The organism is Sphingomonas sp. PP-CE-3A-406 (assembly GCF_003688625.1).
GTDB lineage: Bacteria > Pseudomonadota > Alphaproteobacteria > Sphingomonadales > Sphingomonadaceae > Sphingomonas.
The window spans coordinates 131,126-151,645 of record NZ_RCWY01000001.1; the positions used below are offsets into that span (position 1 = coordinate 131,126).

At 63.6% G+C, this 20,520-nt stretch carries 21 protein-coding genes and 1 pseudogene; 8 read left to right on the forward strand and 14 right to left on the reverse strand.

The features are described 5' to 3' along the window. Window position 1 precedes the first annotated feature (1 nt). Window positions 2-886, reverse strand: a complete 885-nt coding sequence (locus C8J44_RS00480) for a DUF3034 family protein (protein ID WP_121903736.1) — start codon at window positions 884-886, stop codon at window positions 2-4. A 138-nt stretch (window positions 887-1,024) separates the two neighbouring features. Here C8J44_RS00480 and C8J44_RS00485 point away from each other — a divergent pair, with 138 nt between their 5' ends. Both C8J44_RS00485 and C8J44_RS00490 read left to right on the forward strand, forming a co-directional pair. Next, on the forward strand, window positions 1,025-1,624 hold the full coding sequence (locus C8J44_RS00485) for a methylamine utilization protein (protein ID WP_259466627.1): 600 nt from the start codon (window positions 1,025-1,027) through the stop codon (window positions 1,622-1,624). Beyond that, entirely contained in the window at window positions 1,624-3,963 is a 2,340-nt protein-coding gene (locus tag C8J44_RS00490) for a bifunctional diguanylate cyclase/phosphodiesterase (protein ID WP_121902939.1), read from the forward strand. Before C8J44_RS00485 ends, C8J44_RS00490 begins: the two co-directional genes overlap by 1 nt. Here the strand turns inward: C8J44_RS00490 and C8J44_RS00495 are convergent. The 8 genes and pseudogenes from C8J44_RS00495 to C8J44_RS00525 form a co-directional block, all read right to left on the reverse strand. After that, entirely contained in the window at window positions 3,947-4,186 is a 240-nt protein-coding gene (locus C8J44_RS00495) for an ATP-binding cassette domain-containing protein (RefSeq protein ID WP_259466628.1), read from the reverse strand. The genes C8J44_RS00490 and C8J44_RS00495 overlap by 17 nt on opposite strands. Before the next feature lie 185 nt (window positions 4,187-4,371). Continuing rightward, window positions 4,372-4,761, reverse strand: a complete 390-nt coding sequence (locus tag C8J44_RS00500) for a hypothetical protein (RefSeq protein WP_121902940.1) — start codon at window positions 4,759-4,761, stop codon at window positions 4,372-4,374. A 183-nt stretch (window positions 4,762-4,944) separates the two neighbouring features. Further along, window positions 4,945-5,517: a hypothetical protein gene (locus C8J44_RS00505; RefSeq protein ID WP_121902941.1), complete on the reverse strand. Its 573-nt coding sequence runs from the start codon at window positions 5,515-5,517 to the stop codon at window positions 4,945-4,947. A gap of 62 nt (window positions 5,518-5,579) precedes the next feature. Beyond that, window positions 5,580-5,852, reverse strand: coding sequence for a PadR family transcriptional regulator (locus tag C8J44_RS00510; protein ID WP_121902942.1), 273 nt, complete (start codon window positions 5,850-5,852; stop codon window positions 5,580-5,582). A gap of 310 nt (window positions 5,853-6,162) precedes the next feature. Then, on the reverse strand, window positions 6,163-7,980 hold the full coding sequence (locus C8J44_RS00515) for a TonB-dependent receptor (protein ID WP_259466733.1): 1,818 nt from the start codon (window positions 7,978-7,980) through the stop codon (window positions 6,163-6,165). 9 nt (window positions 7,981-7,989) lie between these two features. Continuing rightward, window positions 7,990-8,199: pseudogene (locus tag C8J44_RS18660) on the reverse strand (TonB-dependent receptor plug domain-containing protein); the annotation flags it as partial. A 46-nt stretch (window positions 8,200-8,245) separates the two neighbouring features. Continuing rightward, window positions 8,246-8,731, reverse strand: a complete 486-nt coding sequence (locus C8J44_RS00520) for a DUF4142 domain-containing protein (RefSeq protein ID WP_259466629.1) — start codon at window positions 8,729-8,731, stop codon at window positions 8,246-8,248. Between the two features lie 22 nt (window positions 8,732-8,753). Then, window positions 8,754-9,842 (reverse strand): alpha/beta hydrolase, encoded by a 1,089-nt coding sequence (locus tag C8J44_RS00525; protein ID WP_121902944.1) that lies wholly within the window; start codon window positions 9,840-9,842, stop codon window positions 8,754-8,756. A gap of 235 nt (window positions 9,843-10,077) precedes the next feature. Between C8J44_RS00525 and C8J44_RS00530 the strand changes: the two genes are divergently transcribed. The 4 genes from C8J44_RS00530 to C8J44_RS00545 are packed head-to-tail and all read left to right on the forward strand — an operon-like array spanning window position 10,078 to window position 13,983. Further along, on the forward strand, window positions 10,078-10,962 hold the full coding sequence (locus tag C8J44_RS00530; RefSeq protein ID WP_121902945.1) for a ubiquinol oxidase subunit II: 885 nt from the start codon (window positions 10,078-10,080) through the stop codon (window positions 10,960-10,962). Beyond that, window positions 10,959-13,058: a cbb3-type cytochrome c oxidase subunit I gene (locus C8J44_RS00535; protein WP_121902946.1), complete on the forward strand. Its 2,100-nt coding sequence runs from the start codon at window positions 10,959-10,961 to the stop codon at window positions 13,056-13,058. The genes C8J44_RS00530 and C8J44_RS00535 overlap by 4 nt, the downstream gene beginning before the upstream one ends. Next, window positions 13,055-13,681: a cytochrome c oxidase subunit 3 gene (locus C8J44_RS00540; protein ID WP_121902947.1), complete on the forward strand. Its 627-nt coding sequence runs from the start codon at window positions 13,055-13,057 to the stop codon at window positions 13,679-13,681. The genes C8J44_RS00535 and C8J44_RS00540 overlap by 4 nt, the downstream gene beginning before the upstream one ends. Continuing rightward, entirely contained in the window at window positions 13,678-13,983 is a 306-nt protein-coding gene (locus C8J44_RS00545) for a cytochrome o ubiquinol/quinol oxidase subunit IV (protein WP_121902948.1), read from the forward strand. Before C8J44_RS00540 ends, C8J44_RS00545 begins: the two co-directional genes overlap by 4 nt. Before the next feature lie 60 nt (window positions 13,984-14,043). Here the strand turns inward: C8J44_RS00545 and C8J44_RS00550 are convergent, their stop codons facing one another. From C8J44_RS00550 to C8J44_RS00570, 5 genes are all read right to left on the reverse strand, one after another. Next, window positions 14,044-15,231: a DUF2252 family protein gene (locus C8J44_RS00550; protein WP_121902949.1), complete on the reverse strand. Its 1,188-nt coding sequence runs from the start codon at window positions 15,229-15,231 to the stop codon at window positions 14,044-14,046. Between the two features lie 186 nt (window positions 15,232-15,417). Next, a complete protein-coding gene (locus tag C8J44_RS00555; RefSeq protein WP_121902950.1) occupies window positions 15,418-15,711 on the reverse strand; it encodes a hypothetical protein in 294 nt (97 codons plus the stop codon). A 54-nt stretch (window positions 15,712-15,765) separates the two neighbouring features. Then, window positions 15,766-16,269 carry a ferritin-like domain-containing protein gene (locus C8J44_RS00560; RefSeq protein WP_121902951.1) on the reverse strand — a complete coding sequence of 168 codons (504 nt, stop codon included), beginning with the start codon at window positions 16,267-16,269 and terminating at the stop codon, window positions 15,766-15,768. An 83-nt stretch (window positions 16,270-16,352) separates the two neighbouring features. Then, window positions 16,353-16,811, reverse strand: coding sequence for a hypothetical protein (locus C8J44_RS18360; protein ID WP_183128656.1), 459 nt, complete (start codon window positions 16,809-16,811; stop codon window positions 16,353-16,355). An 80-nt stretch (window positions 16,812-16,891) separates the two neighbouring features. After that, complete coding sequence (locus tag C8J44_RS00570) at window positions 16,892-18,064, reverse strand: zinc-dependent alcohol dehydrogenase (RefSeq protein WP_056486803.1); 1,173 nt, start codon at window positions 18,062-18,064, stop codon at window positions 16,892-16,894. Between the two features lie 547 nt (window positions 18,065-18,611). On the opposite strand from C8J44_RS00570, the gene C8J44_RS00575 reads away from it, so the two are divergent. Then, complete coding sequence (locus C8J44_RS00575; RefSeq protein ID WP_121902952.1) at window positions 18,612-19,277, forward strand: HAD family hydrolase; 666 nt, start codon at window positions 18,612-18,614, stop codon at window positions 19,275-19,277. Window positions 19,278-19,282: 5 nt separating this feature from the next. Beyond that, on the forward strand, window positions 19,283-20,296 hold the full coding sequence (locus tag C8J44_RS00580) for an SDR family oxidoreductase (RefSeq protein ID WP_121902953.1): 1,014 nt from the start codon (window positions 19,283-19,285) through the stop codon (window positions 20,294-20,296). Window positions 20,297-20,520 lie beyond the last annotated feature (224 nt).

Genomic DNA, 20,520 nt, shown 5'->3' on the forward strand with positions numbered 1-20,520 from the left:
CCTAAAAGGCAGTCTGGAGCGACAGAAAGCCGCCGCGCTGGCGCTTGGCCGTCGCGATCGATCCCAGGTCGACATAGGCTGCGGTCGCGGTCAGATTCTTGTTGATCGCATAGGCGGCATAGGCGGACTTCCAGTCATTTTCCTTGGCGAACCCGAGATTGTCGGGCTTCGACCGGTATTCGCCGCCGACGACCAAATGGCGCGAGATCTGATAGCCGAGCGTGCTCTCGACCTGGACGGTGCGAGGTGCGCCGCGATCGCCGCCGAACCCGAGCAGGCCGTTCTGGTTGGCCTTGGTGTAGCGGATCGTGGCGCCGAGCAGGATGCTCTGCCGCAGCAGGAGCTTGGTGGCAGCCACGTAGATATCGGTACCGCTGGCGTGGCGGCCACCGACCGCAGCGACGATCTGCGGATCGAGATTGTGCTTGTACTGCACGCCGATCGCGATCTGCGGCAGGTAGGTGCTGTCATAGACGGCATCACCGGCAACCCGCAGCTTGGCACCGAACACGTCCTGGTTGAGCGTATAACCGCGCCCGATACCGAGCTTTGCACCGACGTCGCGCGTGTCGAGATTCTGTCGGGCGTAGCTCAGTTCCAGTCGGTCGTGGACCCCGATAGCTACGCCGTGGCTTTCCCATCGATAGTCCGGCAGCAGGATAACCGAGACATGCCCGGACCCGCCGATCCCGTCGACGGTCTCGTTGCCGGCAATCAGCGCCCAGGTGGAGATCCCGCCGCCCGAACTGCCCTCGATCGTGGTAACGCCGTTGGTCAGCATCAGCTTACCGCCTGCGCGACCCTCGCGCGCTGCGGCGGGAGACGCTGTCACGACGGTGATCGCCACCACGAAGTTGGCGATGCATCCGGCGACGGTCGATGGCATGCGAATCATCCGGTATCTCATGGAGACCATTGGTTAAATCTCGGTTTCCCTAGCCCGGCTTTCCACGCGGAGCCGGGGCGAAAAAGACATGAGCGGCATTTACGGGTTGGCAATCTTCCGACCGTTAGAAGTCGCTCTATGTCCGCATCCGTCCTCCGCCTGAGTTCGATGATCGTCGCGTTTGCGCTGCCCATGGCCGCGCATGCCGCCACGGTGGCGATCGATGTCCGCGGCTTCGACGGCAAGCCACTGCCGGGCGCGGTGGTCACGATCGAGACGCCCAGGGCGCCGGGGGTGACGGTGCGCGGGCCGTACATGATCGAACAGCGCGACATCGCGTTTCAGCCACACGTGCTGATCGTCCCGGTCGGCGCGACGGTCGGCTTCCCCAATCGCGACCGGGTGCGTCACCACGTCTATTCGTTTTCGAAGGTCAAGAAGTTCGACCTGAAACTCTACGGGCAGGAGGATGCGCGGACCGTCCTGTTCGACCGTCCGGGCGTGGTCCCGCTCGGCTGCAACATCCATGACTCGATGAGCGGGTTCGTGTTCGTGACTGCCACTCCGTTTGCCGCGCTGACCGACCAGGCGGGGCATGTCAGCATCACCGGCGTGCCGGCAGGGACAGGTACGGTCCGCGTCTGGCACCCCTCGATCCGCGCGCCCGGCAGCACCGCCTCGCAGCCGATCGATGTCGCCGCCACCGGCTTTGCCACGACCTTCGTGCTGCACCGGTGATGCGTCTCCGCACGCCGCGATTCCGCCATCTCCGGACCAAGCTGTCGGTGCTGTACGCGAGCCTGTTCGCGGTAACGATGGTGCTGCTCGCGATCGTCGCGCAGGCGATGATCTGGACGCACGCGCGCGAGTCCGTGCGCCAGGAGCTTATCGCCAGCGGCAGCGTCTACGACCGGGTCTGGACGCTCAGGTCGCAGTCGCTGATCGCGTCGGCCGACCTGCTGTCGCGAGATTTCGGATTCCGCGCTGCGGTGGCCAGTGGGGATCGGCCGACGATCACATCCGCGCTCGCCAATATCAGCCACCGGGCCGAGGTTACCGCCGCGTTCGTGGTCGATCAGGACGGCCGGGTCACCGGCCCCTCGGGCGCGCTTGCGGCGACGGTCGCTCGGTTTCCCTTCGCGGTTCCGGACGATCGGCGCGACGCGGTCGTGGTGGTGGCTGGGCAGGTATACCGACTGATCCTGTCGCCGGTGATGGCGCCGGCACAGGTCGGCTGGGTGGTCTTTGCTGTACGTCTCGACGGCACGGAGATGCATGCGCTTGAGCGCCTGTCCGCGATCCCGCTGATCGCGACGATCATGCGCAGCGACGACGCAGGCCGCTGGCATGTGGCGGACCGGTCGATCGGATCGGATCCCGACGTCGATCGCCTGGTCGGCGCATCGCAGTCGACCCGGACGCTCGCCATGTTAAATCTCTCGACCGGCCGCGCTTTCGCGATCGCCAAGCCGCTGGCCGGTCTGACGCGTCGACCGCAGGCGGCGATCCTGATCCGCTATCCGCTCAACGCTGCACTGACACCGTATCTGCCATTGCAGGCGGGCATCGCGCTCGCCGGGCTTGCGGGACTGATCCTCGTTGTGCTGGGCAGCCGGCGGCTGGCGCTGGGGATCGCCGGACCGCTCGCGGCGCTGGACGCCGCAGCGCGAGCGCTGGAGGAGGGGAGCCGCGCGCATATCGTCGTGAAGGGGCGCGACGAGATCAGCAGGCTCGCCGCCAGTTTCGACCGGATGTCGGCCGGCATTCTCGAACGCGAGAACCGGATCACCCATCTCGCGTTCCACGATGTCCTAACCGGCCTGCCGAACCGCACCTTTTTTCGCCAGTCGCTCGACCAGGCAATCCTCCAGGTGGGGCGCACCGGCGGGGCGATCGCGGTGCTGTGTCTCGATCTCGATCGCTTCAAGAGCGTGAACGACACGCTTGGCCATCCGGTCGGCGATGCGTTGCTGAAAGCGATCGGCACGATGCTGAGCGAGGTCGCACCCGATGGGCTGGTCTCGCGGCTCGGCGGCGACGAATATGCGGTGATCCTGTCGGGGCAGTTCGATGCCGATCGCCCGCGCGTCCTCGCACAGAGCATCCTCGATATGATGCGCCAGCCGGTCGTGGCCGATGGCCACCACATCGCGACCGCGGTCAGCATCGGCATCGCGATCGGCCCGATCGACGGCGAGGACGCCGACGAACTGCTCAAGAATGCCGATCTCGCTCTGTATCTTGCGAAGGAAGACGGTCGCGGGGTGTTCCGGTTTTTCGAACCCGCGCTCGACGCCGCGGCACGCTGGCGGCGGCAGGTCGAACTCGACCTTCGCGAGGCGATCCAGGCAGGCCAGTTCGTGCTCAACTACCAGCCGGTGTTCGACCTGAAGGCGGACCGGATCGGCGGGTTCGAAGCGCTGGTGCGCTGGCATCACCCGGAGCGCGGCATCGTTCCACCGGCCGAATTCATCCCAATCGCCGAGGATACCGGGCTGATCATCGCGATCGGCGAATGGGTGATGCAGGAGGCCTGTCGACAGGCGATGCACTGGCCCGAGCATATCCGCGTCGCGGTCAATGTTTCGCCGCTGCAGTTCCGCAACAGCGGGTTGCAGGCGATCATTCTCCAGGCGCTCGCACATAGTGGCTTGGCGCCCGACAGGCTCGAGATCGAGATCACGGAATCGGTCTTTCTCGACGGCGAGGGCCCGGTCATCGCATTGCTCCACACGCTGCGCGCGATGGGCATCCGCGTCGCGCTCGACGATTTCGGCACCGGCTATTCGTCGCTCAGCTACCTGCGCAGCTTCCCGTTCGACAAGATCAAGATCGACCGCTCGTTCATCACCAGCATCGCCACCGATCCAAGCGCCGCAGCGATCGTCCGCGCAATCGTCGACCTGGCGACCGCGCTGAACATGGAAACGACCGCCGAGGGCGTCGAGGATACCGGGCAGCTCGACCTGCTGCGCGGTGAGGGCTGCGGTAACATTCAGGGCTATCTATTCAGTCGCCCCGTCGAGAGTGGCCGTATCGCCGGGTTGCTCGATAATAAATTCAGCCAGGCAGCCTAGCGGGTGGAAGAGGGAGCATCGCGTCCGGGCGGTGCACGACAAGGGTCGGATAGACGCCAAATTCCTGCGGCAGATAGCCGAGTGTCCAGCGCAGCGCCCCCGGTTTTTCGAGGACATCGGTACCTTCGAACGCAACGCTGCCGCACGTGGGCAATTGCAGGGTCGAGACGATCCTCATCAGCGTCGACTTGACCGCCTCGTTGGGGCCCAGGAGGCCGAACATGCCCGCAGGGATGAGAGGGGCACGCGATCGAGCGCGCGCGTGCGGTTGGCGTAGACATGGCTCAGGTCTGTGATCGGGAGCATAGCCGTCTCCTCTAGGCAGGCATTACGACATCTGTAGATTTAAGAGTCAATTGACGGTGGCTCTGACCAGATCACTCAAGCTGATGAACCCTCGCTTCGAGATTAGTTGCGAAGATGTGGCGTCAGCCTTTTGAAGACATAGGGGGTCAAGCCCTCATGTAACGTAAGCTTTGTCGCTGAAGGTAGCCTGTCGAGGCGCAGCTTGCGCACCGAGCGGGTTCCATCTACGTCGAGCCCCTGATCGGATACGACGCCGACGTCAAAGCGGGGCAGGATGTACGGCCCATCTGCATCTCTAGCGACAATGTAGGCGATGGACTGCTTATCGTTGAGCAGCATCTCGCCGTCCGCGAGCTTTACCGTGCCGCAGCAGTCGTTGGCGAATAGGCCGTTCGCACCGGCGTCAACGACAGGCTTACGCAGGAAGACGAGAAAAGCGATGAGCAAAACAGCGCCGGCCGCAACGACGCCTATGCCGATAATACGCCGCATCTTCGTTCCCCTTCGCCAAGTCGGACGCTGTTCCCCCTCGGCCCGCAGTCGCCTCGCCGGCGTTCGTCGACCTTCAGCGTTGAACCTCGCCACCCTCATCTCAAAAATAGAACAACATATGTAGATTTAAAAGTCAAGTAGATCGCAAAGCTTCAGTCGGTCGCCTGGATCATTGAAGTGCGCCTAGAAGCACCGGGCAGGCATTTCGGGCGAGGCGTTTAAAAAAAACCGAATATGCCACCGCGAGATGAGTACCACGGCTGCAAATTCGATCGCCAGCTCCGCGACTTGCGCCCTCAATGGCGACAAATTGAGCATCAATACGCCCATGAACAGCGACAACGTGATCATTGCCGCCCCAATCAGCGTGCCGCACTTTACGATGCGTGGCCAATCCCCCTCGACGAGCATCCACGCAAGACAAAGGTGCGCCATGCCGAGCAGAAGCCACGTGATCAGCAATATCGGGATGGCGCTATTCTGAGACCAGATCAGGTAGAGATTCGGTCCGGCGCCTGTCATGTCGAAAGGCGGACCTTCTGCCGAGGATAGGAAGCCGGCCGCCTGCTGGAATTGCAGAGCTGCCATCGGGATAAGTAACCCTAGTGCGAGCGCGTAGTTCGCAAGGATCAGGCGTCCTTCGCTGTGCTTCCCGATCTCGCGCCACGCTGCGAACAGGCAGCCGAGAGCGAAGAGGAATGGACGCCGATCTTCGACTGCCTCTTCGAACTCCGCTTCCATGGCCATCGCCCACATTCGGCGATCCGGGCCGAGAGACCGACTGGCCAATGACAGCAAAGCCCGCGACACAGCAGCTGTCATGCGAAGGAGGCCTTGGTGAAGGTGATCGGACCGGAAGGTATCGCCGCCCGCGCAAATGCCACACCAGCATTCGTTAAACGGTACGCATGGCGCGCAGGGCGGCCGGGGTGTTCCGGCTCGCGCCACTCGGCCTCGACGAGCCCTTGGTCGGTCATGCGGATCAGTAACGGGTACAGCGTCCCCGACAGGAGCCCGGTTTCTTTCATCAGATCGTAGCCGTGGCGCCATTGCTGGGTGCGCGCAGACAGCGCCTCCAACAGGAGGAGCATCTGCTTCGATGGTCGACGATTACGGCCCATGCTCCGACTCAACCTAAGTAGAGTTATCTGTCAACTGCGGAGCAAGTAGTATCCCCGTGCTATCCGCCTTTTCGACTTTGGTGCCGCCTACCGGCGGTCAGCGAGCGCGAGGGGCCTGTGGACCGGACTTCACGCAACGCCCAAGTCCGGGACGGCCGAAGTTGGGAGACGGGCAGCGCACGATAAATGACCGATAGGGGGTCTCATCCTTCGGCCGACGGAGTGAACAATCGGTCTGCAACTATAGACGGAACGCCTCCGAACCAAAAAGTGCTGCAAGTCAGAAGTTGACTCGCAGCGTAGCACCTGCGGTGCGCGGCGAACCCAATTGTCCGGCATAGGCGAACGGCGATGCACCGACGATCGCGGTCGTGCTCAGGTTCTGGAAATACTGTTTGTCGAACGCGTTGTTGATCCAGGCGGAGAGGTCGTAGCGTCCGTTGCCGAGCACCGCGCCGATCCGGAAATTGGCCAGCGCGTAAGCTTCAATGCGGCTATAGGGTCCGGCATCGGCGGTACCGAAAACGCTCGAGCGATAGCTGATTTGCGCGAGCGCGTATGGGCGTGTGCCGTTTCCCAGATCGACATGGTAATCGACCGTGCCGTTGCCGATCCATCGGGGCGCCTGAAACAGCGGTCGGCCGGTCAGGTCGCAGACGCCGCTCACGCCGACAGGGCAGGGCGCGTTTGCGTAGCGCTTATAGACCGCGTCGTTGTACGATCCGTTGCCGCTGAGGGTCAGCGTGTCGGTGACGCGAAGAAAGGCGTCGAACTCGACACCGCGAGACCGAACGTCGCCGACGTTTGCGAGATACGAGCGGTTGCCGTTCGTCGGGACGATGTTCGCCTGCAGGCCGGACAGGTCGGTCGCGAACGCGCTGAGATTGATCGTGACACGACAATCGAAGAACTGGCTCTTCAAACCGAGTTCCCAATTCTTCACCTTCTCGGGCGACAGGACCAGCGGAGTCCCAGCGGACACCGCGGAGTTCAGGTTCAAGCCCGATCCCTTATACCCGGTCGAATACGAGGCATAGGCGAGCACGTCGTCGGCCAGCTTGTACGATGCGCTCGCGAGGTAGGAGACATTGTCGTCCTTCACCGACACGTTGTAGTGAAAGGGGATCGACGTCGCCGCGTAGGGCGTGCCGACGATCGAGGTGTCCGACACCCCCGAGCGCTTGTCGCGGGTATAGCGGATGCCGCCCGTGACCGTCAGCCGCTCCGTGATATCGAAGTTCGCCTGCCCGAACGCGGCGACACTGTCGACGCTGGTATCGACATCGTCGAGATATTGCGATCCCGGCGCGATCACCACGGCTGCCGCAGCCGGATTGGCGAGGCGCAGATAGGTCGTGTAGAACGCGCTCGCATCGGTACCGAACTGGTTGAGGATGAAGTGATCCTTCAGCCGCTGGTGAAACAGGTAGGCGCCGACCTGCCAGTTGAACCGCCCCGGCCGCGACGCGAGCCTGAATTCCTGTGAATATTGATCGTCCTTGGTCTGCGCGACGTTGACCTGGATGACGTCGAGCGGCGTGCCATCGCTGTCCTGCAAGGGATTGAAATGCCAATAGCGCCAGGCGGAAATCGACGTGGCGGTCGCAAAGCCGAGATCCCAGTCGACCTGCAGCGATACCCCTTTCTGGTCGGTCTTCATGTTCTGCGGCGAATTGTTCTGCGTGAAGTCGAGACTGCGTTGCGGCACATAGCCGAGCGACGCGAGCGCGCGGAGCGTCCGGCTTGTCGTTGCGCTGAGTGATGCTGGCAGCACGAGCTTCGTGGCGCTGACGCAGCACGTGTCGTCTTCCTGCGAATAATCACCCGACAGGCGGATCGTCAGGTTGCTCGCGGGGGTGGCGAGCAACTGGACCCGGCCGCCGCTGCGCCCGACGCTGTTGGCGTCGATCCCGGTCTTGATGTTGTCGAGTACGCCGTTCCGGTGGGTGTTGAACCCGGTGACGCGGAACGCGAGCAGGCCGTCGATAACCGGGCCGGTCACGCTGATCCGCTCCTGATTGTAACCATAGGTGCCGAGCGAAACTTCGGCGGTGCCGCCGAACGTGAATTCGGGTTTGCGGGTCGTGATGTTGAGCACGCCGGCCGAGTTGTTGCGTCCGAACAACGTACCTTGCGGCCCTCGCAACACCTCGACGCGATCGACGTCGATCAGATCCGCCAACGCCATGCCGGGGCGCCCGAGATAGACGTTGTCGATATAGACGCCGACCGACGTATCCAGCCCGTCGGAGGCCGAAGACACGCCGATCCCGCGGATGCCGATCGAGCTGTTGCGCGGGTTCGAGTTGAACGCGGTGAGGCTGGGCGTCTGAGGGTGGCTCGTTTGCCCTGATTACCCCGGCTTACATCGCCTTCAGCATCATGATGTGATGCTCGACGACCGGTACGATCGCGGCGGCCGTGGTCTTCAGCGCAGGCGCGGTGCCCTCCGTCGCGTACGCCTTTTGCACGGCGAGTGCCTGACCATGCGCTGCCTTCTGCTGCGCGACATAGGCCGCATCGCGCGCGGTGCCCTTCTCGGCGCGGAGTTCGGTGACGAGTTCCTGCTGGAGCGGGGTGAGCTTGGGCGGCGCGACCTTGACGCGCGACTTCAACGCCGCAGCCTTCACGTCGGCGGTGCTCTTGGTGTGTTGCGTCACCATCGTCTGCGCAAAGTCGCGCAACGCCGGGTTCTGCGTCGTCTCGAGCACAACCTTGCTCGACGTGATCTCGTACAGATCGCTTGCGCCCGCGGTCGTGACGTATTCGCTCGGGGTCATGACCTGCGCCATCGCAGGGGTGGCCAGGATCGCTGCGCCGAATGCTGCGGATATCATCAGAGTCTTCATGGGAATTGTCCTTTATGGTGGGTTAGTTGCGGATGCCGAACGCGGCCTTGAGACGGACGATGGCATATTGGTTGGCGTCGTAGGCGCCGCGAACGACCGCCCCCATGGCGAACATCTCGTGCGTCACGCCGGGAAAGGTGCGCTGCTCGACCTTGTCGCCCGCCGACTTCATCGCGGCCGCCAGGGTCTCACCGTCGGAGCGCAGCGGATCGATCTGCGCATTGACGATCGTGGTCGGTGGCAGGCCGCGCAGGTTTGCGCGGACGAGGTTCAGACGCGGGTCCTGCATGTCCGCCATCGACGAGGTATAGTAGTTGCCGAACCACTTGAGCATCGCGGTGTTGAGCGGCTTGGCGTTCGCCGAATCCTTCCGCGACGGCAGGTCCATGCTGCTGTTCGCGATCGGATAGACCGACAGGATATGCACCGGAGCGGTCAGCTTGTTGTCGCGTGCAAAGATTGCCGTCGCGACGGCGAGATTGCCGCCCGCGCTCTCGCCGGCGAGCGCGATCTTGCTGGTGTCGCCGCCCCAGGACTGTGCGTTCTGCAGGACCCAGCGATACGTGGCGAAGGCATCGTCATGTTGCGCCGGGAACTTGAATTCCGGGGCATGGCGGTATTCGACCGACACGACGATCGCATTCAGTTGCTTGGAAAGCAGGCGCGGCGCGGCGTCGTACGTGTTGACGTCGGCGATCACCCAGCCGCCGCCATGATAATAGACGATGACCGGCATCGGCGCGCTGGTCGCGGCAGCGGGTTTGTAGATGCGCGCGAACTGCATCGGATCGCTGCCATAGGGCAGGTCCTGCGTCGTGACCGCCGGATCGGGCGCGGTCGAGAGGCCCTTCTGGCGCATCACCGCGTGCGTCGCATCGGCGGCGGATGGCTGGATCCGTGCCTTGACCGGCGTCAGCGTCTCGATCGGTTTGGCACCGAGCATCGGCAACTGATCGAGGACCATCTGCATGTCCGAAGCCGCCACTGGTGGTTGCGTCGCGATGCGGGGTGGAGTCGGCGGCGGCGGTGCGTTGGTGGACGTGGTGGATTGCGCGATCGCCGCACCGGATGTCCCGATCAGCGCGGCCGCGACCAGAAGCTTCAACGTCATGATTATTTACCCTGTTTATGGTTGAAACCTCAACAGGAGCGTCGGCGGATCGTTCCGCGAATGCGGCCTTAGATTCATCCAACTTAATCGAAGTCAAACAACTAGTTGGCGGCGGCCTGCAACTTTGCCGTGGAGAGCCTTTAAGAGAAGGACGCAACCGCCGGTCGCTGCTACGGAGATGGGCTGCGCGATCATGTCGGCGCTAGGGCGGCGAGATGCTCAGGAGTTCGGAAGAGTGAAACGGAAAAGGCGGCATCTGGTCTCACTCCCGGTCCTGCTGGCCTGTCTGGGCGGCTGCACGGCGCTGTCGCACGGGTTCCTCAATCCGCAGGGGCCTGTCGCCGGGCACGAGCGCGACCTTTTCTTCACCGTGTCGATCGTGCTGCTGTTCGTCGCGGGGCCGGTGCTGCTGCTGACGCCGCTGTTCGCGTGGCATTATCGGCTGTCCAATCGTAGCGATGCGTACCGCCCGAAGTGGAATTTCTCGTGGTGGGTCGAGGCGCTGATATGGATTCCGCCAGCGGGGATCGTCATCGGCCTTGCGGTACTGTTGTGGCACTGGACGCAGATCGACGATCCGTATCGGCGGTTGCCGGGCGCGGCGCCGGTCGAGGTGCAGGCGATCGCGCTCGATTGGAAATGGGTGTTCGTCTATCCCGACCTCGGCGTCGCGTCGGTCGATCGGCTGACCATTCCCGCCGGGCGCCCGGTCCATATCAAGCTGACCAGCGGCACGGTGATGCAGTCGATGCTGATCCCGCAACTCGCCGGGCAGATCTATACGATGGGCGGCATGACGACCGAGCTGAACATCCAGGCGCACCGGCCGGGACGGTTCCGCGGCGAGAACACGCAGTATAACGGCGCCGGCTTCCAGCATCAGAAGTTCGACGTCGTTGCGGTGTCGCCGGCGGAATACGATCGCTGGGCGGCGGCTGCACGTCGTGGCAAACGCACACTGGATGCGCAGACGTGGCGGCGGCTGTCCGCGCGGTCGATCATCACGCACCCCGTCGAGTTCGCCCACGTCACGCCGAACCTGTTCGACCACGTTGTCGCCGCGACCGGCGGCATGACCCATGCTCCCGCGCCCCATTCTTCTCCGAAAGCCGTTCGATGACTGTTTCCGTTCCCCTCTGGCCCGCCGTGCTCGGCCGGTTCGGCTGGCAGGACCTGCCGTTCGTGCGCGCATGGGAGAACCCGACGATCAGCGAGATCATCGGTGCGTTCGCGGGTGCGCTGGTGGTCGTCGGCGCGATCGTCGTCGCGGCGCTGCTGACGCGCTATGGCAAGTGGCGGTATCTGTGGACCGAGTGGCTCACCAGCCTCGATCACAAGAAGATCGGCATCATGTATATCGTCGTCGCGTTCGTGATGCTGTCGCGCGCGCTGGTCGAGGCGGTGCTGATGCGGATGCAGCAGGCGGTGGCGATCGAGAACCCCGGCTTCCTGTCGCCCGATCATTTCGGCCAGCTGTTCTCGACGCATGGCTCGATCATGATCTTCTTCATGGCGATGCCGTTCCTGACGGGGATGATCAACTATGTCCTGCCGCTCCAGATCGGCGCGCGCGACATGGCGTTTCCCTGGGCCAATTCGATCGCGTTGTGGCTGACGATCGGTGCGGCGGGGCTGATGATGGCGTCGCTGGTGGTCGGCGAATTCTCGACCGGCGGATGGAGTGGCTACCCGCCCTATACCGAGCGCGCGTTCAGCCCCGGCGTCGGCGTCGACTATTGGATCTGGGCGGTGACATTGGGGTCGATCGGCTCGACGATGGCGGGGATCAACATCGCCTGCACCGTCTATAAGCTGCGCGCGCCGGGGATGCGGTTCATGCGGATGCAGATGTTTTCGTGGACCAGCCTGTGCACGTCGATCCTGATGATCTTCGCGATGCCGCCGCTGACCGTCGCGACGCTGCTGCTCGCGCTCGACCGCTATCTGGGGTTCCATTTCTTCACCAACGACCTCGGTGGCAACATGATGAACTACGCCAACATGTTCTGGCTGTTCGGTCATCCCGAGGTCTACATCCTGATCCTGCCCGCATTCGGCGTGTATTCGGAGGTCGTCTCGACCTTCTCGACCAAAGACCTGTACGGCTACACCTCGCTGGTGATCGCGACGATGGCGATCGCGGTGCTGAGCTTCACCGTGTGGGTCCATCATTTCTTCACGATGGGGCAGTCAGCCAACGTCAATGCGGCGTTCGGGATCGCGACGATGACGATCGGCGTGCCGACGGGCGTGAAGATCTACGACTGGATCTGGACGATGTTTCGCGGCGAGGTGCGCTTCACCGTGCCGATGCTCTACGCGCTCGCGTTCATGATGACGTTCGTGCTGGGCGGCTTCACCGGCATCATCCTGGCGATGCCGCCGCTCGATTACCTCGTCCACAACACGTTGTTCCTGGTCGCGCATTTCCACAACATGCTGATCCCGGGGCTGCTCTACGGGATGCTCGCGGGCTATCATTACTGGTTCCCCAAGGCGTTCGGGTTCCGCCTCGACGAGCGTTGGGGCCGGATCGCGTTCACCTGCTGGGTGGTCGGCTTCTACCTCGCCTTCTTCCCGCTGTACGTGCTCGGCGCGAGCGGGATGGCGCGGCGGACGCAGGCGATCTTCGAACCGTCGTTCCGGCCGTGGCTGTACGTCGCCGGCGTCGGCGCGTTCGTCCTGCTGGCGGCGCTGACGTCGCTCGGCATCCAGTTGTGGGTGAGCATCCGCGACCGTGCCAAGACGCAGGTCGAGGCGGGCGACCCATGGGATGGCCGTGGACTCGAATGGTCGGTCAGCGCACCGCCGCCCGAGTATAATTTTGCGGTCCTGCCGCTGATCGACGGCCGCAACCCGTTCTACGATCACAAGCATGACGAGGGCCAACCGGACCCGTACGCCTCACCAGCGTCTTACGAGGACATCGTCGTGCCGAAGGGCAGCGCGACCAGCGTCGTGATCGGGCTCGCCGCCGCAGTCGCCGCGTTCGGACTGATCTGGGAGATCTGGGGGCTGACCATCGTCGCTCTCCAGGTGATCGTCGCGGCGGTCGTGCTGCGCAGCTTCGGTCGCGACCAGCATCGGACCATTCCCGCCGCCGAAGTCGCGCGCGAGCATGAGGCCTGGCTCACGCGCGTCCGGGCCTCGCCCGCGATCCCGCGCCAGCTGGAGACCGCGGCAGTCAATCGTGGCCTTGCGGAGATCGTGGCGTGAGCGAACCAGAACTGGCGCATGCCGGTCTCAACCTCGGCGACACCGGCGCGCTGACGCAGGACCAGACGGAGAACGCGATCTTCGGCTTCTGGATATTCCTGATGAGCGACGCGGTGATCTTCGCGCTGCTGTTCGCGACCTACGGCACGATGATCGCCAGCACCGTCGGCGGTCCGACGCCCGCCTCCGAGTTCAAGCTGTTGCCCGCGTTCGTCGAGACGCTGCTGTTGCTGACAAGCAGCGCGACGTTCGGCCGCGCGACGATCGCGATGAAGTACGACGAACCGCGCCGCGTGCTGTTCGGCTGGCTCGGTGCGACGCTGGGTCTCGGCCTCGTCTTCCTCGCGCTCGAGGCGAACGACTTCGCGACGATGTTCGCCCGCGGCGCCTATCCGATGCGCAGCGGCTTCCTGTCGTCGTTCTTCGCGCTGGTCGGGCTGCACGGACTCCACGTCGCGGTCGCGTGCTTCTGGCTGGTTGTGATGGTCGCCCAGGTGTGGGCCTACGGCCTCGATGCGCGCGCGAGGATCAACCTGTTGCGGCTGGGGCTGTTCTGGCACTTGCTCGACATCGTCTGGATCGCGATCTTCTCGGTCGTCTACCTGCAAGGGAACATCGGATGAGCGACCGGACCCGCGAACTGCGCACCTATGCGGTAGGCTACGGCCTGTCGCTCGTGCTGACCGTGGCCGCGTTCGCGATAGTCCGTTGGCCATCGTTCGGCGCGCGCGCGATCTTCGGCACCGTGCTGGCGCTTGGCCTCGTGCAGATGGCGGTGCAGTTCCGCTGCTTCCTCCACATCAGTCTCAAGCGCTCGTCGCGCCACGACCTGCAACTGATCCTCTTCTCCGCGCTCATCATCGCGCTGATGGTATCGGGTACGTTGGTGATCCTGTTCAACCTGCGCGGGCGGATGATGGAGTAAGCGCATCACCGGCCCGACCGCATCACGATCACGCTATGTCATGAGTGAATAGCGCCGACCTCACCCATGCGCGCCGAAGCGGCGGCAGTGTTCGAGATAGCCAACTTCATGTGCTCCGGCCATCGCGACGATGGCTTGCCATAGCCAAGACGGTGCATCGAGTTTCTCGTCGCGGGCGGTCAGTGTGTCGCGCCATGCCAATCTCGCGTCGTCGCTGAGTTGTCGGGCGTGCGCCTGACCCACGACGAACGACAGATACGACGCGGCGGCGACCGCTTCCTTGCGACTGAATTGTTCGACCTCGATCTTGAGGTCCTGCGGCGCCAGTTCGCGCAGGAAGACAGGCTTGCCCATCAGGTGCGCCGCGACCATTCGCTGGCCTAGGTTCGGCGACAGCGCGTTGGCCCCTGCGAGCACGCGCTCGCCCGCGTCGCGCGGCATCGTCGTCTCATCCGTTACCGGTACGACGGAGGCCACGGCCTCCTTGATATCGACCAGCGCCAGTCGTTCATCCTTTGCCTTGCCGTGCGAGATGCCGATCAGCACCGCGAAACGAAGGTGCCCGAGCGAACTGCACCCCTTCCGCCAATAGGCGGCGTCGACCACCCGAAGTTTCCCGTCGCCGACAACACCGGCCAGCTCCATGCATCGCGCGCGAACCGAATCCTCGCCAAACAGCGCGACGATCTCGCTCTTTTCCGCGCGCGAAAGCTTCCAGAAGCGTTTGTTGTGCGGAATGTTAGGCTCGACGTCCTCGAGACGGTCCTTCGCGAGATGGCGCCACCGTCTACCGATCGCCTCGCGCCTTACCGACCGGACGACGTCGGGTTCGCGCGGATCGTCTTCGATGGTCGGGGTCAGCGCCCGGCAATACCCGTCGACCATCGCCTCGATCATCCGTGCGGTGGTGACGCCCGGCAGATCCGAACTGCGTGCCGCGGTTTCGAGCGACAGGCCAAGCCGGATGAGGTCGTAGGCGGGATTGGCGATGACGGTCTGGTCCAGATCGCGTATCTGGATGTCGACGCGATGATCGGCATCGGCCACCGGCCCGAGATTGCCAAGATGACAGTCGCCGCAAATCCAGACTGCCGGACCTTCCGGAATGCCGGCGGCGACGGGCGATTCTTCAAGCCATTGATAGAACTGCGCCGTGTTTCCGCGGACATAGGCGTGGACCGACCGTGCCATCTTGAGGGCGCGGGTTCGTTCGAGCACGGCCGAGCGTTCGTCGGGAGCCACGGCCATGAGTTCGCTTTCTAGAGAGTAACGAGGGATCGGCGCCTGCCTCCCCGGCGGTCATCGTGACTACGAAGACTGGGGTCAGGCAACCGCCGAATTGGCAGGGTGATGAGAAGTGACGGTCAGCCACCGTCCTGGCTGGCCGTCGCCGATAGCAATTCATCGCCCGGCATCGCAACACCCATCTGCACGTTACAGATCGGCGCTCTTAACCGCGGCTATCTCCGTGTTCGAAAGGCCTGGGGTTTCTTCCCGGAGAAACCGTAAAAGCTCGCTGATGTCCCGGGGGCCGAACTTGAGGTCGATGTCATCCATCTGGATGATGACCGATTTTTGCTCGTCCGCGGAAAGATCGGCGACAATATCCACGCACTCTTCCAGCGTTCCTTGTCCGACCGATTCTGACGTCGCATCGCCGGATGGTTCCGCGGCATAGATCGTAGCCGGTTCGCTCAAAGGGTAGGTCGTCATCGTCGTCGCTTCCATCGTCTACGTGGACCGGGTCGTGGCCCGCCGGATTGGTGCCGGCGGGCGATCATCTCATTCGTCTTCGGCGTCGACGTTGACGGTCGTCTCGGCGAGCTTCGTCATATATTCGTCGCCACCGTAGATGTCCTTGGTGGCCGCGCTGAGCTTCTTGTGGTCGTCCTTGAGCCCCAGCGCCTTGGCGTACGCCGTCGCGGTGCCGAACCCGGCGATCCCGTAATGCGTCATCCGCTGATACTGCGCGATGATCATCACATCGAGCAGCGGACCCTTCTCGGGACCTTCCTCGAGAACATGCTTGGTGGCTTCGGCGACGAGGCCTTCCATGCCCTTGCAATGTTCCTTCGAGACCTTCTCGTCGTTCGACGCGATCAGGTCCTTGAGCAGGTCGGTATGCGTCTCGATATCCGCTTGCGACTTGGTCAGCATATCCTTCAGCGACGCATCGCTCGCCTTCGACGTGATCTTCTTCAGGACCTTCTTCATCTGGTCGTTCGCGGACCACAGGTCCTTCAATTCGTCGGTGTAGATTTCCTGGAGATCTTCGGGTGCAGACATGGGATCATCCTTGTGGGCTCACCGGCGGAATGCGCGGCGACTGGTTTTGAAACTTAGGAAATGCGGATCGAAGCGTGGCGACCTCAGCCGGCGCCGGGCTGCTTCTGCTCGTCCTCGTAGTCGGCATCGGTCCCAATCTTGCCGTTGGCCTCGGCTTCGGCGACGCCCGATGTCTCGACGACCTCGATCGTGCGTTCTTCGGCAGCGATCGCATGCGGCTCGCGGTCCGCATCCGGGTCGGCAGCGATCGTCGTACCGCCACCGCCACCCGAGCCAGCAACGCCGTTCGCCGCGCTGCCACCGTCTTCGCCGGCCTGACCACCGCCGTGATAGGCGATGTCGGTCTGGCCGCCATGCGCCATGAAACCGGTGTTCGTCTCGGTCTTGCCGGCGTGCGGGTTGGGATAGGACCCACCACCGCTTTCGCCGCCTTCGCTGCGGCCGTGAACGTCATCGTTGCCGCGCGGCGAGTCCGAGACGCCGTCGGGTGCGCCCTTGCTCGCAGAGTTGCCGGGAACGGGGGTATGAACCTTGTCACTCATCGGTATGTCCTTCTGAATGTAGCGGATCAAAACGAACCGAGCCGGTCCGCTCGACGGGAGCGAGCCGGCTCGGGACGGGGTTACGGCCGGAGCACGACCTTGATGACGCCGTCCTGCTTGTCGCGGAACTTCTGGTACATCTCGGGCGCGTCCTCGAGGCTCGCCGGGTGCGTCACGACGAAGCTCGGGTCGATATCGCCCGCCTCGATCCGCGCGAGCAGCGGCTTGGTATAGGCCTGGACGTGCGTCTGGCCGGTCTTGATCGTCAGCCCCTTGTTCATCATCGCGCCGATCGGGATCTTGTCGCCCATCCCGACATAGACGCCGGGGATCGACACCGTGCCGCCCATCCGACAGCTCATGATCGCCTCGCGCAGCACATGCACGCGGTCGGTGGCGAGGAACGTAGCCGCCTTCACCTTGTCGATCACCGCATCCATTGCGCCATGCCCCGAAGCCTCTGCGCCGACCGCGTCGATGCAGCTGTCGGGACCGCGGCCCTTGGTACGGAACTGCAACTCGTCATAGACGCTGTCGACCTCGGCGAAGTTGATCGTCTCCGCGCCGCCGGCCTCGGCCATCGCTAGACGCTCGGGGACCTCGTCGATCGCGATCACGCGGCCCGCGCCCAGCATCAGCGCCGAGCGGATCGCGAACTGGCCGACCGGGCCGCAGCCCCAGATCGCGACGGTGTCGCCCGGCTCGATCTGCGCATTCTCGGCGGCCATGTAGCCGGTCGGGAAGATGTCGGAGAGGAACAGCGCCTGCTCGTCGGTGACGCTGTCGGGCACCTTGATCGGACCGATATCCGCCATCGGCACGCGCAGATACTCGGCTTGGCCACCGCAATAGCCGCCCAACATGTGGCTGAACCCGAACAGGCCGGCGGGCGAATGGCCCATCGCCTTGATCGCCATCTCGGCGTTCGGATTGGTCCGCTCGCACGCCGAGAACAGTCCCTTGCGACAGAAGAAGCAATCGCCGCAGCTGATCGTGAACGGCACGACGACGCGGTCGCCGATCTTCAGGTTGGTGACTTCCGAGCCGAGCGCGACGACGACGCCCATGTTCTCGTGCCCGAGAATGTCGCCGGCCTGCATCGTCGGCTGGTAGCCGTCGAGCAGATGAAGATCGGATCCGCAGATCGCGCAGGCCGTGACCTTGATGATCGCGTCGCGCGGATGCTTGATCTCGGGATCTGCAACAGTATCGACGCGTACGTCGCCTTTTCCATGCCAAACCAGTGCGCGCATCAGAAAGTCTCCGTGATAGAATTACAGTATTTCTCTCACGCACGACATGGCATCTCGTCAGACATGACTCGGCGTTGGCGCAAATGCCGCCCGATCATCATCAACACTATGCACTATCGCCACTAAGGTCCGGCCTCCACGCATATGCGTCGTTGCCGTCAGCGTGAGCGTATCCTGGGGCGTATAGCGATCAACGTGGCGTCATCGTTCCTGCTTCACGCCAATATCCGCCATTTATATTTCATATTGATTGGTATCAGTATTGGTCCGCCTAAATCAAATTGTGCTGATAAGGCGAAAATCTCATACATCGTAATGACTTGGCGAGCTTGATTGTTACGCGATGTCGTTGCGGCTGCGACATGGATGCTTTGGATCATCATCCTGATCGGAGATCGCATCGCCAAGTTCGCCGGAGCGTGGGTCAATTCGGAGCGCGAGCCGTTAGGACGCTATCGCACTCTGTCGAAGCCGTTCGACCGCCACCCCTGCAATCGGGCTGCGCCGTTCCGACGGGCGGGTGCACGAACCAGATTTGGGATGACCTATGCAAATCAAAGCCATTCTCTTCGATATCGACGGTACGCTGGTCGACACCAACGACATGCACGTCCTCGCCTGGGAGGAGGCGTTCGCGACCGTCGACGCGTCGTTCGACCGCCAGGTGATCCACGACCAGATCGGCAAGGGGACCGATATGCTCGTGCCGACGCTGTTGCCTGATGCGGACGAGGATGAGCAGGAAAAGCTCGGCGACGCGCATGGTGCGATCTTCAAGGCGAAATACCTGGAGACCGCCAAGCCGTTCGCGCACGCGCACGACCTGCTGGTACACGCGCATGGCCTGGGGCAACGCGTCGTCCTGGCCTCGTCGGCCTCCGAGGCAGAACTCGACCATTACATAGACCTGCTGGACGCACGCGACCTGATCGCCGCGACGACGAGCAGCGACGACGTCGAGAAGACCAAGCCCGCACCCGACATTTTCGCGACCGCGCTCAAGAAGCTGTCGGGGATCGACCGCACCGAGGTGATCGTGGTCGGCGACACGCCTTATGACATCGAGGCGGCGGCCAAGTGCGGGATCGGCGCGGTCGCGGTCCGTTCGGGCAAGTTCAAGGACGAGCAACTGCACGCGGCAGGCGCGATCGCGATCTACGACGACGTTGCGGCCCTGCTCGCCGGCTATGCAACCTCGCCGCTGGGACGCTGATCGACATGGGCCTCACACTTAAACCCCTGCACGATCAGGTCATCGTCGTCACAGGTGCAACCAGCGGGAATGGACTCGCCATAGTCGAGGACGCCGTGCGCCGCGGTGCCGCGGTCGTCGCGACTGCGCGTAACGAAGCGGCACTGGAGGAACTCCGCGATCGCCTGTCGGCGAACGGCGGACGTATCGCGATCTGCGTCGGGGACGTCAGCGACATGGCGGCGGTTGAGCGTGTCGCCGCGGTTGCGGTCGAGGCGTTCGGCGGGTTCGACAGCTGGGTCAACAATGCCGGCACAGGGACATACGGCACACTGGAGCAAGTGCCCGTTGCCGATCACCGCCGTGTGTTCGACGTCAATTATTTCGGCGTGCTGCACGGATCGCTGATCGCCGCGCGGCACCTGCGCGGCCGCGGCGGGGCGATCATCAATGTCGGTTCGATCCTCAGCGACCGCGCGATCGTCGAGCAGGGGCCGTATTGCGCGACCAAGCATGCGGTGCAGGCGCTGACCGATACGTTGCGGATGGAACTGGAGCAGGAGGGGGCCGGCATCTCGGTGACGTTGATCAAGCCAGGCGCGATCGACACGCCGTTCCCCGAGCATGCGCGCAACTTCATGGACCAGCCACCCCGCCTGCCGCCGCCGCTCTACGCGCCTTCGGTCGTCGCCGACGCGGTGCTGTTCGCGTGCGAGACGCCGCGGCGGACGCTGTATGCCGGGGGCGGGGGGCTGCTGTCCTCGCTGCTCTCGCGCGCCGCGCCAAGATTGAGCGACAAGATCATGGAGTTGGTCGGCACCATAGCGCAGCAGAAACCCGAAGATCCCGGCGACCCGGCGCGCCGCGACAACCTCTACGCCCCGCGCGTCGATGCATTGCGCGGCAGCCAGGACGTCCACGCACGCAAATCGAGCACGGTATTGCAGGCGCAAAAAATCCACCCCGTCGTTCTGTTGCTCGGTGTCGTCGGAGCCGGGATCGCGGTTGCACTGAGCCGGCCGAAGGATACCAGCCGGTAACGCCAGACGCCGAATGCACGGAGGCCGCGCGACTTCGATGCCGTGCTCGTCCTCACCGGCGGCAACGCGCTCGGCCTTCGAAGCGGTCGTCTACGAAGCGTTGCACGAGCACGGGTTCCAACCCGACTGGATCATCGCCGCATCCTTGGCGGTGGGGGGATTGTCTCAAGCCCTTAATGGGTCGGCTCCGTCGCTGTTTTTAGCGGTTATTGGCGGGTCGGCTT

What these genes read in the sequence shown, in the direction of transcription:
- C8J44_RS00480 (WP_121903736.1), bottom strand. Translation starts at nt 886, where the DNA reads ATGCCATCGACCGTCGCCGGATGCATCGCCAACTTCGTGGTGGCGATC.
- C8J44_RS00485 (WP_259466627.1), top strand. Translation starts at nt 1,025, where the DNA reads ATGTCCGCATCCGTCCTCCGCCTGAGTTCGATGATCGTCGCGTTTGCG.
- C8J44_RS00490 (WP_121902939.1), top strand. Translation starts at nt 1,624, where the DNA reads ATGCGTCTCCGCACGCCGCGATTCCGCCATCTCCGGACCAAGCTGTCG.
- C8J44_RS00495 (WP_259466628.1), bottom strand. Translation starts at nt 4,186, where the DNA reads ATGTTCGGCCTCCTGGGCCCCAACGAGGCGGTCAAGTCGACGCTGATG.
- C8J44_RS00500 (WP_121902940.1), bottom strand. Translation starts at nt 4,761, where the DNA reads ATGCGGCGTATTATCGGCATAGGCGTCGTTGCGGCCGGCGCTGTTTTG.
- C8J44_RS00505 (WP_121902941.1), bottom strand. Translation starts at nt 5,517, where the DNA reads ATGTGGGCGATGGCCATGGAAGCGGAGTTCGAAGAGGCAGTCGAAGAT.
- C8J44_RS00510 (WP_121902942.1), bottom strand. Translation starts at nt 5,852, where the DNA reads ATGCTCCTCCTGTTGGAGGCGCTGTCTGCGCGCACCCAGCAATGGCGC.
- C8J44_RS00520 (WP_259466629.1), bottom strand. Translation starts at nt 8,731, where the DNA reads ATGAAGACTCTGATGATATCCGCAGCATTCGGCGCAGCGATCCTGGCC.
- C8J44_RS00525 (WP_121902944.1), bottom strand. Translation starts at nt 9,842, where the DNA reads ATGACGTTGAAGCTTCTGGTCGCGGCCGCGCTGATCGGGACATCCGGT.
- C8J44_RS00535 (WP_121902946.1), top strand. Translation starts at nt 10,959, where the DNA reads ATGACTGTTTCCGTTCCCCTCTGGCCCGCCGTGCTCGGCCGGTTCGGC.
- C8J44_RS00545 (WP_121902948.1), top strand. Translation starts at nt 13,678, where the DNA reads ATGAGCGACCGGACCCGCGAACTGCGCACCTATGCGGTAGGCTACGGC.
- C8J44_RS00550 (WP_121902949.1), bottom strand. Translation starts at nt 15,231, where the DNA reads ATGGCCGTGGCTCCCGACGAACGCTCGGCCGTGCTCGAACGAACCCGC.
- C8J44_RS00555 (WP_121902950.1), bottom strand. Translation starts at nt 15,711, where the DNA reads ATGGAAGCGACGACGATGACGACCTACCCTTTGAGCGAACCGGCTACG.
- C8J44_RS00560 (WP_121902951.1), bottom strand. Translation starts at nt 16,269, where the DNA reads ATGTCTGCACCCGAAGATCTCCAGGAAATCTACACCGACGAATTGAAG.
- C8J44_RS18360 (WP_183128656.1), bottom strand. Translation starts at nt 16,811, where the DNA reads ATGAGTGACAAGGTTCATACCCCCGTTCCCGGCAACTCTGCGAGCAAG.
- C8J44_RS00570 (WP_056486803.1), bottom strand. Translation starts at nt 18,064, where the DNA reads ATGCGCGCACTGGTTTGGCATGGAAAAGGCGACGTACGCGTCGATACT.
- C8J44_RS00575 (WP_121902952.1), top strand. Translation starts at nt 18,612, where the DNA reads ATGCAAATCAAAGCCATTCTCTTCGATATCGACGGTACGCTGGTCGAC.
- C8J44_RS00580 (WP_121902953.1), top strand. Translation starts at nt 19,283, where the DNA reads ATGGGCCTCACACTTAAACCCCTGCACGATCAGGTCATCGTCGTCACA.